13 protein-coding genes are annotated in these 12,185 nt (G+C 73.2%); 8 read left to right on the top strand and 5 right to left on the bottom strand.

Going from position 1 to position 12,185, the window contains the following annotated elements:
* Positions 1-22 precede the first annotated feature (22 nt).
* On the top strand, positions 23-1,045 hold the full coding sequence (locus AB0898_RS24660) for an ADP-ribosylglycohydrolase family protein (protein ID WP_366805130.1): 1,023 nt from the start codon (positions 23-25) through the stop codon (positions 1,043-1,045).
* Between the two features lie 4 nt (positions 1,046-1,049).
* The gene (locus AB0898_RS24655) at positions 1,050-1,796 is read left to right on the top strand and encodes a nucleotidyltransferase domain-containing protein (RefSeq protein ID WP_366805129.1); all 747 of its coding nucleotides are present in this window, start codon (positions 1,050-1,052) and stop codon (positions 1,794-1,796) included.
* On the opposite strand, the gene AB0898_RS24650 is transcribed toward AB0898_RS24655, so the two are convergent.
* Both AB0898_RS24650 and AB0898_RS24645 read right to left on the bottom strand, forming a co-directional pair.
* Entirely contained in the window at positions 1,725-2,465 is a 741-nt protein-coding gene (locus AB0898_RS24650; RefSeq protein WP_366805128.1) for a DNA polymerase beta superfamily protein, read from the bottom strand. The two genes, AB0898_RS24655 and AB0898_RS24650, sit on opposite strands and share 72 nt — an antisense overlap.
* A 22-nt stretch (positions 2,466-2,487) precedes the next feature.
* Positions 2,488-2,928 (bottom strand): Rieske (2Fe-2S) protein, encoded by a 441-nt coding sequence (locus AB0898_RS24645; protein WP_366805127.1) that lies wholly within the window; start codon positions 2,926-2,928, stop codon positions 2,488-2,490.
* Positions 2,929-3,273: 345 nt separating this feature from the next.
* Between AB0898_RS24645 and AB0898_RS24640 the strand changes: the two genes are divergently transcribed.
* The 4 genes from AB0898_RS24640 to der all read left to right on the top strand — a co-directional run bounded on the left by AB0898_RS24640 (position 3,274) and on the right by der (position 7,418).
* Positions 3,274-4,359: a prephenate dehydrogenase gene (locus AB0898_RS24640; RefSeq protein WP_366805126.1), complete on the top strand. Its 1,086-nt coding sequence runs from the start codon at positions 3,274-3,276 to the stop codon at positions 4,357-4,359.
* A 153-nt stretch (positions 4,360-4,512) separates the two neighbouring features.
* Positions 4,513-5,205, top strand: a complete 693-nt coding sequence (gene cmk, locus AB0898_RS24635; RefSeq protein ID WP_366805125.1) for a (d)CMP kinase — start codon at positions 4,513-4,515, stop codon at positions 5,203-5,205.
* 62 nt (positions 5,206-5,267) lie between these two features.
* On the top strand, positions 5,268-5,870 hold the full coding sequence (locus AB0898_RS24630) for a lysophospholipid acyltransferase family protein (RefSeq protein WP_366805163.1): 603 nt from the start codon (positions 5,268-5,270) through the stop codon (positions 5,868-5,870).
* Between the two features lie 63 nt (positions 5,871-5,933).
* The gene (gene der, locus AB0898_RS24625; RefSeq protein ID WP_366805124.1) at positions 5,934-7,418 is read left to right on the top strand and encodes a ribosome biogenesis GTPase Der; all 1,485 of its coding nucleotides are present in this window, start codon (positions 5,934-5,936) and stop codon (positions 7,416-7,418) included.
* Between the two features lie 63 nt (positions 7,419-7,481).
* On the opposite strand, the gene AB0898_RS24620 is transcribed toward der, so the two are convergent.
* Entirely contained in the window at positions 7,482-7,889 is a 408-nt protein-coding gene (locus AB0898_RS24620; RefSeq protein ID WP_366805123.1) for a hypothetical protein, read from the bottom strand.
* A 527-nt stretch (positions 7,890-8,416) separates the two neighbouring features.
* On the bottom strand, positions 8,417-9,214 hold the full coding sequence (locus AB0898_RS24615) for a hypothetical protein (protein ID WP_366805122.1): 798 nt from the start codon (positions 9,212-9,214) through the stop codon (positions 8,417-8,419).
* 541 nt (positions 9,215-9,755) lie between these two features.
* On the opposite strand from AB0898_RS24615, the gene AB0898_RS24610 reads away from it, so the two are divergent.
* A complete protein-coding gene (locus tag AB0898_RS24610) occupies positions 9,756-10,427 on the top strand; it encodes a transglycosylase family protein (RefSeq protein WP_366805121.1) in 672 nt (223 codons plus the stop codon).
* A gap of 427 nt (positions 10,428-10,854) precedes the next feature.
* Positions 10,855-11,070, top strand: a complete 216-nt coding sequence (locus tag AB0898_RS24605; RefSeq protein ID WP_366805120.1) for an I78 family peptidase inhibitor — start codon at positions 10,855-10,857, stop codon at positions 11,068-11,070.
* 71 nt (positions 11,071-11,141) lie between these two features.
* Here AB0898_RS24605 and AB0898_RS24600 read toward each other — a convergent pair whose 3' ends face one another.
* Positions 11,142-12,164, bottom strand: a complete 1,023-nt coding sequence (locus AB0898_RS24600) for a phosphatase PAP2 family protein (protein ID WP_366805119.1) — start codon at positions 12,162-12,164, stop codon at positions 11,142-11,144.
* Between the last annotated feature and the right edge of the window lie 21 nt (positions 12,165-12,185).

Genomic DNA, 12,185 nt, shown 5'->3' with positions numbered 1-12,185 from the left:
GTGCGCCCGGAAGGGCGTATCCATGACCACCACACCCGCGGGAAAGCGCGCCGCCACCGGTTCCCTGCTCGGCCTCGCCCTCGGCGACGCCCTGGGATTTCCGACCGAGTTCAACGATGTGCCGTCGATCCTCGCCAAGTGCGGCCCCTGGCGGGAGATGGAGCTGCCGGGCTGCGCCTTCGTCTCCGACGACACGCAGATGACCCTCGCGCTGGGCTGCGGCCTGCGGACAGCCATGGGGCGGGGGTATCTCGCGCCGAAGCGGCTGGAGCGGCCGCTGCGCGAGGAGTTCGTGGACTGGTACCAGTCGCCGGAGAACAACCGCGCGCCCGGCCGGACCTGTCTGACGGCGTGCGAGCTGCTCAAGGAGGAGGGGCGGCTCTGGCAGGACGCCAGCCAGGTCGGCTCCAAGGGGTGTGGCGCCAACATGCGGGTCGCGCCGATCGGCCTGGCACCCGGCCTGAGCCCCGAACAGCGGTCCGGTGCCGCCCAGTTGCAGTCCGCCCTCACCCACGGCCACCCCACCGCGCTCGCTGCCTCCGACCTCACCGCGCACGCCGTGTGGCTCCTCGCCCAGGGCACCGACCCCGCCGGACTGGTCGGCCGTCTGCGCTCGTACGCCCTCGACCACCGCACCCACTACGACCGGACCTGGCTCGGCGACCTGTGGACCCGCTCCCAGGACCCCAGCCCCGAGCACTTCATCGCGCGCGGCTGGGACGAGTGCCTGGCGATCCTCGACCGCCTCCAGGACGCGGTCCGCACGGTCTCCCCGGAAACCGACCCCTGCCTCGCCACCGGAGAGGGCTGGATCGCCGAGGAAGCCCTGGCCACCGCCCTCCTCTGCTTCCTCTGGTTCCCCACCGACCCCGTCCTCGCCCTCCGCCGCGCCGCCTGCACCGCCGGCGACTCGGACTCCATCGCCTGTCTGGCGGGTGCCTTCGCGGGTGCCTGGCTCGGCGCGGACGCCTGGCCGGCGGCCTGGACGGAGCGCATCGAGTACCGGGACGATCTGCTGGAATTGGGCACGCTCTGGGATGCTTAGGCCCATGATCGACGCTCTCGGCATGGACCTGACGCCCGTGATCGCGGAACAGCCCCACCCCCTGCTGTTCGCGACCGTCTCCGGGGCCCACCTCTACGGCTTCCCGTCCCGGGACTCCGACGTGGACCTGCGCGGCGTACACTTGCTGCCCGCAGCCGACCTGGTCGGACTGCGCGAGCCGGAGGAGACCCGCTCGCGGGACTGGGTCCGGGACGGCGTCGAGATGGACCTCGTCACCCACGACCTGCGCAAGTTCGTCCGGCTGATGCTCCGGCGCAACGGCTATGTGCTGGAGCAGCTCCTCTCGCCCCTGGTCGTCCACACCACCGACGCCCACAGGGAACTGGCCGCGCTCGCGCCGGGCGTCCTCACCAGCCACCACGCCCACCACTACCGGGGGTTCGCGGGCACCCAGTGGCGGCTGTTCGAGAAGACCGGCGAACTCAAGCCCCTGCTCTACACGTTCCGCGTGCTGCTCACCGGCATCCATCTGATGGGCAGCGGCGAGGTCGAGGCCCATCTGCCCACGCTGCTCGGCGAGTTGGAGGCCCCCGGCTATCTGCCCGAGCTGATCGCGGCCAAGGCCGAGCGGGAGCACGGGGACGCCGGTGTCGACCGGGAGCGCGTACGGGCCGACGTCGAGCGGCTGCACGTCCGGCTCGACGAGGCCCAGGCCGCCTCAGTCCTGCCGGACGCCGTCACCGCGCAGGACGCCCTCCACGCGTTCGTGGTGCGCCTGCGACTGGGCTGAGTCCCGGCGGACGCGGTAGAGGAAGTCGGCCACGCGGGCGTGGTCCGGGTCCTCCGGGAGCGGGGTGCGGAGCAGGGCCTCGTCGGTCTCCTCCGCCAGGCGGGTCATGCGGGACTCGATCTTCGGCCAGGGGATCTCGCCGCGCTTCACCGCGAGGAGGGGTTCGCGTTCGGTGCCGACGTCCAGGTGGAGTTCGCCGGTGCGCAGGAGGTCGCGGGCGCTGGTCAGGAGGCGCAGGAGGTGCATCGCGTGTTTCCAGCGCGGGGCGCCGGTGGTGCGGATGTCGGCGTCCAGTTTCCGGCGCTGGCCGAGGGCGTACCCGGTGAAGGTGGCGTGGACCCGGCGGGAGAGGAAGGCGTCCCGCAGGGAGAGCAACTCGCGGCCCGTGTCGGTCAGTCGCTCCACCAGGGGCGAGTGCAGGCACTCCAGGATGTTGGGGTTGCCGCGCAGGGCGAGTTCGCAGAAGCGCTCCAGCTCCCAGGAGAACTGCTCCTCGCCGGGGCCCTCGACATGGGCCGGCGGCTTCTCGAAGCGCCAGAACAGGGGAGTGGGGGCCAGATAGACGCCCCGCCGGTCGGTGTCGCTCGCGTCGGTGGCCAGGCCGAAGGCCCGCGAGCCCATGACACAGGCGTAGACGGTGTGGTCGCGGACCAGGTCGGCGGGGTGCATGGCCGGAGCGTACGCGGTGCGATCACCCCAGCGTGATCGAGTTTCCCCGCACCTGGATCGGCCGGGCGGCCAGCGGCTGGGTGGCCGGACCCTGCGCCACCGAGCCGTCGGTGATGCGGAACTTGGAGCCGTGGCACGGGCAGTCCATCATGCCGTCCACGACCTGGTTCAGCGCGCAGCCCTGATGGGTGCAGACGGCCGAGAACGCCTTGTACTCGCCCTTGACCGGCTGCGTCACCACGATCTTCTGGTCCGCGAAGATCTTGCCGCCGCCCTCCGGGATGTCGGCGGTCCGCGCCAGCGCCTGCGCGGCCGGGGCGGAGCCGTTCTCGCCGCCCGTGCTCCCGGGGGTCGCCTCGGCGGTGGAGCCCGCCGAGTCGTCGCCACCGCATCCCACACAGCAGACGGCGAGCGTGGCGGCTCCCGTCGCGAGAAGCGTGCGCCGTGTCGCGGGCTGGGTCATGTCGTCACTCCGAACGTACGGGACGCCGTCGGCAGACGGCCTGCGAAAGGTGAGGAAAGCCGTATGTCCGGGCATCTTGGCACCGATGGGACCCGCGACGAAGGAAGCGGGAGCCTCCCGTCACCGGGTCGGCCCCTCCTGCTGTCCGTTCCGGCCGTCCGGGCTGACTAGGCTGGACGCCTACGCAGCGCCGGGACCGGTCGGCGCGCGGGCCAGTGAGGAGCAGGCAGTGGCGGTACGAGCGGTCCGGGGGGCGGTCCCGCGGCGGTGGGACGAGGCCGGTCATCCACGGCGTCCTGGCGGCCTCCGCCACATGAGCACCGTCCGGCACCAGGGCGGCGCCCGGTGAGGACCGCACTCGTCATCGGCACCGGCCTCATCGGCACCTCCGCCGCGCTCGCCCTCGCCCAGCGGGGCGTCACCGTCCACCTCGCCGACCACGACCCCGAGCAGGCCCGCACCGCCGCCGCGCTTGGCGCCGGCACCGACGCGCCGCCCCAGGGCCCCGTGGACCTCGCGATCGTCGCCGCCCCGCCCGCGCACGTCGCCACCGTCCTCGCCGACGCCATGAACCGGGGCCTGGCCCGCGGCTACATCGACGTGGCCAGCGTCAAGGGCGGCCCCCGCCGCGAGCTGGAGGCGCTCGGCCTCGACCTCTCGGCGTACATCGGCACCCACCCCATGTCCGGGCGCGAGAAGTCCGGCCCGCTGGCCGCCACCGCCGACCTCTTCGAGGGCCGCCCCTGGGTCCTCACCCCCACCCGCGACACCGACACCGAGGTGCTGAACCTCGCCCTGGAACTGGTCTCGCACTGCCGCGCCGTCCCGGTCGTCATGGACGCCGACGCCCACGACCGCGCCGTCGCCCTCGTCTCCCACATGCCGCACCTGGTCTCCAGCATGGTCGCGGCCCGGCTGGAGAACGCCGAGGAGGCCGCCGTACGGCTGTGCGGGCAGGGCATCCGCGACGTCACCCGGATCGCCGCCTCCGACCCCCGGATGTGGATCGACATCCTCTCCGCCAACCCCGGACCCGTCGCCGACCTCCTCGCGGACGTCTCCGCCGACCTGGACGAGACCGTGCGCGCGCTGCGGGCGCTTCAGTCCTCCGACGAGGACAAGCGGCGCGCGGGCGGCGCGGGCATCGAGGACGTGCTGCGGCGCGGCAACGCCGGACAGGTACGGGTCCCCGGCAAGCACGGCTCCGCCCCGCGCGCCTACGAGACCGTCGCCGTCCTCATCGACGACCAGCCCGGACAGCTCGCCCGCATCTTCGCGGACGCGGGCCGCGCCGGGGTCAACGTCGAGGACGTGCGCATCGAGCACGCCACCGGGCAGCAGGCGGGTCTGGTCCAGCTCATGGTCGAGCCCAAGGCGGTGCCCGTGCTGACCGAGGCGCTGCGCGAGCGCGGCTGGGCGCTGCGGCAGTAGCGCGGGGCACCCGGCAGGTCCCACGGCGTGGGTCGCCGCCGGTCGCGGGGCGGACGTACGTCCGTACGAGTGACCCACACCCAGTAACCTTGTGCGGGGCGCCCTCGCGTCCCGCACCCCACCGACCACCCTTCACCAGGAAGGTGCCCTCCCGTGGAAAACGGCGCCGCCCCGACCAAGCCCGTGATCGTCGCGATTGACGGCCCCTCCGGCACGGGCAAGTCGAGCACGTCGAAGGCCGTCGCCGCGCAGCTCGGCCTCAGCTACCTGGACACCGGCGCCCAGTACCGGGCCATCACCTGGTGGATGGTGACCAACGGCATCGACCTGGAGGACCCCACCGCGATCGCCGCCGTCGCCGGGAAGCCCGAGATCGTCTCCGGCACCGACCCGTCCGCCCCCACCATCACGGTGGACGGCTGCGACGTGGCCGCCCCGATCCGCACCCAGGAGGTCACCTCCCAGGTCAGCGCGGTCAGCGCGGTGCCCGAGGTGCGCACCCGGATCACCGAGCTGCAGCGCTCGATCGCCGCGGCCGCCGAGCTGGGCATCGTCGTCGAGGGCCGGGACATCGGCACCACCGTGCTGCCCGACGCCGACCTCAAGATCTTCCTCACCGCCTCCCCGGAGGCCCGCGCGGCCCGCCGCAGCGGCGAGCTGAAGGGCGCCGACGTCAACGCCACCCGCGAGGCCCTGATCAAGCGGGACGCGGCCGACTCCAGCCGCAAGACCTCCCCGCTCGCCAAGGCGGACGACGCGGTCGAGGTGGACACCACCGAGCTGACCCTCGCCCAGGTCATCGAGTGCGTCGTCACGCTGGTCGAGGAGAAGCGGGCCGGGAAGTGAGCGCCCCGGCTCTGCCCTCGGAGCGGGGCGCCGAGATCGGCCGGCGCATCGGCGTCGGCCTCATGTACGGCCTGTGGCGGCCGCGCGTCCTGGGCGCCTGGAGGGTGCCCGCGAGCGGTCCGGCGATCCTCGCCGTCAACCACTCGCACAACATCGACGGCCCCATGGTCATGGGCGTCGCGCCCCGGCCGACGCACTTCCTGATCAAGCAGGAGGCGTTCACCGGCCCGCTCGACCCCTTCCTGACCGGCATCGGCCAGCTGAAGGTGGACCGCACCAGCGCCGACCGCACCGCCATCGCCCGGGCGCTCGGCGTCCTGGACGCAGGCGGTGTGCTGGGCATCTTCCCGGAGGGCACCCGGGGCGAGGGCGACTTCGCCTCGCTGCGCGCGGGGCTCGCCTACTTCGCGGTCCGCAGCGGGGCGCCGATCGTGCCCGTGGCCGTACTCGGCAGCGCCGAGAAGCCCGGCCGCCTGATCAAGGCCCTGCCGCCGCTGCGCTCGCGCGTGGACGTGGTCTTCGGAGATCCGTTCGAAGCGGGCGACGGAACCGGGCGGCGTACGCGCAAGGCGCTGGACGAGGCGACCGAGCGCATCCAGAAGCGGCTCACCGCACACCTGGAAAACGCCAGGCGCCTGACCGGGCGCTGGGCGACACTTGAGTAGTGGAACGGCCCGATTCGGGCCACTTCCACCGATCACCACGAACGACGACGAGGTACGGACTTCATGAACGACCAGAACCAGCCCGACGGCTCGGCCGCGCACGAGTACGAGCACGGGGCTCTCGGCGACGCCGAGTACGCGGAGTTCATGCAGCTCGCCGCGGACGAGGGCTTCGACATCGAGGACGTCGAGGGCGCCATCGAGGAGGCGGGCCACGGCCCGCTCCCCGTGCTCGCCGTCGTCGGCCGCCCGAACGTCGGCAAGTCGACCCTGGTGAACCGGATCATCGGCCGCCGCGAGGCCGTCGTGGAGGACAAGCCGGGCGTCACCCGCGACCGCGTCACCTACGAGGCCGAATGGGCCGGCCGCCGTTTCAAGGTCGTCGACACCGGCGGCTGGGAGCAGGACGTCCTCGGTATCGACGCCTCCGTGGCCGCCCAGGCGGAGTACGCCATCGAGGCGGCCGACGCGGTCGTCTTCGTGGTGGACGCGAAGGTCGGCGCCACCGACACCGACGAGGCGGTCGTCCGGCTGCTGCGCAAGGCCGGCAAGCCGGTCGTGCTGGCCGCCAACAAGGTGGACGGCCTCTCCGGCGAGTCCGACGCCGCCTACCTGTGGTCGCTCGGCCTCGGTGAGCCGCACCCGGTCTCCGCGCTGCACGGCCGCGGCACCGGCGACATGCTGGACGCCGTCCTGGAGGCGCTGCCCGAGGCGCCCGCGCAGACCTTCGGCGGCGCCGGTGTCGGCGGCCCCCGCCGCATCGCCCTGATCGGCCGCCCGAACGTCGGCAAGTCCTCCCTGCTCAACAAGGTCGCGGGCGAGGAGCGCGTCGTCGTCAACGAGCTGGCGGGCACCACCCGCGACCCGGTCGACGAGATGATCGAGCTGGGCGGCAAGACCTGGAAGTTCGTGGACACCGCGGGCATCCGCAAGCGCGTCCACCTCCAGCAGGGCGCCGACTACTACGCCTCCCTGCGCACGGCCGCCGCCGTGGAGAAGGCGGAGGTCGCGGTCATCCTGATCGACGCCTCCGAGAACATCTCGGTGCAGGACCAGCGCATCATCACCATGGCCGTCGAGTCCGGCCGCGCGGTCGTCGTCGCCTTCAACAAGTGGGACACCCTCGACGAGGAGCGCCGCTACTACCTGGAGCGCGAGATCGAGACCGAGCTGGGCCAGATCGCCTGGGCCCCGCGCGTCAACGTCTCCGCCCGTACCGGCCGCCACATGGAGAAGCTGGTCCCGGCGATCGAGACCGCGCTGGAGGGCTGGGAGACCCGCGTCCCCACCGGCCGGCTGAACGCGTTCCTCGGTGAGCTGGCCGCCGCCCACCCGCACCCGGTCCGGGGCGGCAAGCAGCCGCGCATCCTGTTCGGCACCCAGGCGGGCACCAAGCCCCCGCGCTTCGTCCTCTTCGCCTCCGGCTTCATCGAGGCGGGCTACCGGCGCTTCATCGAGCGCCGGCTGCGCGAGGAGTTCGGCTTCGAGGGCACCCCGATCCACATCTCGGTGCGGGTGCGCGAGAAGCGCGGCGCGAAGAAGAAGTAACGGGTACGACGGAAGGGCGGCTCCCGGTTCTGTTCGGACCGGAGGCCGCCCTTCGGCGTCTCTTCAGCTGCCCTGGCGTGGTGCCGGGGGCAGTGCCGCCCGGTCCGGTCGCGGGCCCTCGGGCTCCTGCGGCCGCCCGATCGTGCCGACCCGCTGCCACTGGGACTGCGACTGCTGCCGCGCGCTGTACGCCCCCGCGCTGTAGGCGCTGTAGGAGCTGCTGAACGAACCCGGCCGGTGCCCGCCGTACGCACCGGTGCTCTGCGGGAGGCTGCCGAAGGCCGTGAACTCCAGGTCCTCCTCGCCGCTGCGGTCGCCGGGCAGCGTGCGGAAGGTCTTGACCCACTCCGCGTAGAGCGTGTCGTAGATCGGCGTGGCCGAGGACCCGCCGGTGCCGTCCTGCCCTGGCCGGGCGATCGGTACGGGGGTGAGGGCGGTCGGCCGGCGGGCCGGGGTGTCGTATGGGTGCACGTATGTCCAAACGACGCCGGGTGCAAAGGGATGCGGGGGCCTGCGGCGCTTGGACGGGGGCTCGGTCGTGCGGGTCCCGCGCGCGGGCGCGGAGTCGCGGTGCGCGGGCGGGCGCGGGGTCGCGTCGCGCGGGCGGATACGGGGGCTGCGCGGGCGCACGGCTGCCGGGCGCGGGCGTACGGGGGCGGGTTGACGGGGTGACCGTGGCGGGAGCCGTTCCGCTTCCGCGCGCGGGCGTACGGGAGTTGGCGGGCACCGGCGCGGACGCCAGGCGTCGCTTCGGGCGGGGGTGGGCGGGCCCGTGCGGGGGTGGCACGGATGTGAGGCGTCGGTCTGGGCGGGGCCGTCCGGGTGTGGGCGCGGACGCCAGGCGTCGGCTCGGGCGGGCGTATGGGCTCGCGCGCTGGTGTCAGGCGCCGGTCCCGGCGGGAGCGTGTGGGGGTGGGCGTGGGGGCGAGGGGTCGGGCCGGGTGTTGTACGGGCCCACCCGAGCCCGTACCCCGCCCGAACCGGCCCCTCGCGCCCCGTCAGGTCCCCGCGAGGGGCAGCGCGGCGGCGACCAGTTTGCCCGTCGCCGCCGACCTGTCCAGGGCGTCGCGCAGCAGGTCCTCGCGGGGCTGGCGGCCGATGGAGCCGACCGGGGCCGCGAACATCAGCACCTGCTGGTGCTTGTTGGCGGCCGCACGCCAGCTGTCGGTCACCTGCAGCGGCTGGTGCGCCTGCCACCAGGCCACCTGCTGGCCCCCGTTGGGCCCCGGCTGGAGCACCGCGTGCAGCTGGCCCACGGCGAGCAGCACCGACCAGCCGTGCAGCACCGGCGGCACGGACGTCAGCTCGGTCACCGGCATGAACCCCTGTTCGATGAGCAGCGGCAGGAAGTCGTCGCCGGGTCCGGTGCTGCCCGGGCGCACGATCGGTGCCGTCGGCTCGACCACGAGCGCGGGGTGCAACTCGCCCTCGATCAGGACGAGTCCGCTGGTCACCCCGAGCACGGCGGGCTCCGGCGCGGCCGGGGCGGCGGCCTGGGGCTCCTCGGCGCCGGGGGCCAGGCCGTCGCCGATCGAGCGGACGGCGCCCTGCAGTTGCTCCTCGGTGACCTGCACGACCTGCGAGGGCAGGCAGCCCGCGTGGGCGAAGGCCAGGACGGCGGTCTCCTCGCCGACGAACAGCACGGTGCTGGTGCGCTCCAGCTCCGAATTGCCGGGCGTGCGGCAGGAGGTGCAGTCGTAACTGCCCGGGGCGTTCTCTCCGGCGAGCAGCCGGTCGGCTTCTTCGTCGCCGATCTCGGCACGTACGGCGTCACTGACGTCGAGCATGGGCGGCACGGTGACTCCCTCGGGATGCGGTGCTGGGGCCGGCCGGGGGCTCCCGGTCGCTGAGCCCCGGCGTTGCGGGCTCATGAAGAAGACAACGGGCGTCCTGTGGTGGGAGTCACGCCTTCAGGCGAACGGAATCGAACCATCCCGCCGAGGCCGTCACGTTTGGTGCGGAATCGGCCACTCAGCGTCAATTTCGCGCACAGTCAAGGGACTTGATGGGGTGAACTGGGTCACACCCGCAGAAGGTGACCATCCGTTATGTCGGCACATAGCGGCATGTAGTGGGTGGCCGGAAATCGCCGATACTCGCGGTAACAGCCAACTGGCCTGGAAAGAAGGGGTGTTGGTTGAAATCCGAGAGCTGTCCTCCCTAGATTCCTCCGCCGTGTGCAACGAGCACCGCTCGGGCAAGTCCGCCGGCCGCCTGTGGTCGGACACGATCACCGCATCGGTCGTGGCGGACGGGGCCGGGCGCGAGGAGCCGCGGTCCTGTGCGGCAAGGCGCGTCCCGCCCTGGGGGAGCCCGGGTACGTGGAGAGGGAAATGCATGACCGAGTGTGCCGATACCAACCGTCCCGCCGCCCGTCGTGAGGGCGCCCGCAAGGGCCGTACGACGGCCGTCCTCGCCGGAGCGGCGCTCCTGGCCCCGCTGGGCCTGCTGACCGCGACGGGAAGCGCGGACGCGGCGGACAACGGGGTGTGGGACCGCATCGCCCAGTGCGAGAGCGGCGGCAACTGGCACATCAACACCGGCAACGGCTACTACGGCGGGCTCCAGTTCTCGGCGAGCACCTGGCGGGCCTACGGCGGCGCCGCCTACGCGCCGACGGCCGACCAGGCCTCCAGGAGCGCGCAGATCGCCGTCGCCACCAAGGTGCAGGGCGCCCAGGGCTGGGGAGCCTGGCCCGTGTGTTCGGCCCGCGCCGGCGCCTCCGGAGGAGCACCGGCCGCCGCGTCCCGGGGCGCGGCCACGAAGAGCGGCGCGACGGCGAAGCGGACCCCCGCCCAGCCGCAGAAGCCCGCGAAGGCGCCCGAGCGCCCGGTGGAGCACACCGGCCGCAGCGCCACCCGCGGTGCCTACACCGTCCGAGCGGGCGACACGCTGAGCACCATCGCCGCCCGGCACGGCACCACCTGGCGACAGGTCTTCGCCGACAACCGGAAGGTCATCGGCTCCGACCCCGACCTGATCGTGCCCGGCCAGCGCCTGGCGCTCTGAGCGCGGCCGGGCGCACACGGCCCGGCAGCGACAGCCGCCGTCCCCCCGAGGGGCGGCGGCTGTCCGCGTCCCCGCCCCGGGGCGCGCGCCTCTCGCGGGGTGCGGCGGCGGTGTGGTGAATCCGTGAATTTCCTATGAGCCGTCAGGTCCCTCGTGGAGCCACCGGATTCCCCGTCAAAACAACTTTCGAACCTGGGCGACGGAATTCGGCCGGAAACGTTCGGCAGAAGAAAAGAGACGACAGGATCCCGGCACAAGGAAATTCTGTTCGATTGCCCCGACGAGGTGAACGGTAACCCCCATACGTGTGACGGAGTTCGGCGGTAACGGGTGCCGGGAAGCTGTGACAGAAGTGTGACCGTGCACAGCGCATGACCGCCGCGGGGCCGGGGTTCCGTCACCGCCCGCAGCCGCCTAGCGTGGCCGCATGGCACAGATTCCCGCTCCGCCGCCGGAGCCGAAGGACAGTCCGGACACCTACGTCGGCCTCGACGCCGCCGGCGCCGAGCGCCTGGCCCGGGACCGGGGCTGGAGCACCGTACGGGCGCTGCCGCCGGGCACGGTCGTCACCATGGAGTACCGCGTGGGGAGGATCAACTTCGAGGTGGAGGACGGCCGGGTCCGGCGGGCCTGGAAGGGCTGACCGGACCCGGGACCGGGCGGCTCGGCGGCGGGCTCGTGTGCGTGTCCGGCCCGCCGCCGGCCGCCCCGCCGTCAGGGGCGGGCCGGCTGGGAGGCGCCGCGCGGCAGCCGGTCGGCGTGCGCCGGACGACGGCTGCCGGCCGGGGTGACCGGGGTGCGCTCCGAGCGGGCCGTGTGCGGACCGGGGGCCAGATGGATCGGGGTGCGTCCGCCGCGCGCGGAGGCCACCGGCTCGAAGGCGGCCGGGTGCGCCTCGGACTGGGCGGCCTGCGGCCGCAGCTGCCCCGCTCCGACCGGGGTGAGCGGAGTCGCCGGAGCGGCCGCCGTACGGCCGCGACGGGCCCGCAGCCGGTCCCGCAGGGCGAACACGGCGGCCTCGGTCCGGGAGATCAGCGGCTCGAACCAGGGCAGCGCGAGCAGGATCAGCAGACCGGCGGCCCAGCCGAGAAGGACGTCGCTCAGCCAGTGCGTACCGAGGTAGACGGTGGTGAGGCCGACGCCGAGCGAGGTGACGGCCGAGATCGCGGACAGCCAGCGGCGCGCCCGCGGCGTGGAGGCGAGATAGGCGAGGATGCCCCAGGTCACGACCGCGTTGGCGGTGTGACCCGAGGGAAATATGTCTCCGCCCAGACCCATCTCGTTCGAGCCGATCACGGTGGCGTAGTGCGGGCCGAGCCGGCCCATGCCGAGCTTGGCGGCGCCCACCGTGATGTTCAGCAGCAGCAGCGAGGCCGCCAGCGTCAGCAGCGGCCGCAGCGTGTGCTGCCGCCAGGAGCGCCAGCCGAGCCACGCCGTGACCATGACGGCGGTCGGGCCGCGCTGGCCCAGGACCACGTAGTAGTCGAGGAACGCGTGGATCTCCGGCCACTGCTGGTACGGGCGGAAGAACATGACCCGCCAGTCCAGCCGTACCAGCCAGGACGTGGTGATCACGGCCCACACGATCGCCAGGTAGAAGGCCAGGGTCGAGGAGAACAGTACGACCCGGTGCCGGCTCATCCTGGGCATGTCGATGTGGGCCGGCCGTTCCGGCTCACGGTCCAGCCTGGCGAACACCCGGTCCAGACGCCGGGTGAGGTTTCGTTCGGTACGCACCCAATCGACATTACAGCGAGT

It is taken from the genome of Streptomyces sp. NPDC005435 (assembly GCF_040703155.1).
Classification (GTDB): domain Bacteria; phylum Actinomycetota; class Actinomycetes; order Streptomycetales; family Streptomycetaceae; genus Streptomyces.
The sequence above is the reverse complement of the archived record's forward strand: the minus strand, read 5'-3'. Positions and strand labels throughout refer to the sequence as shown.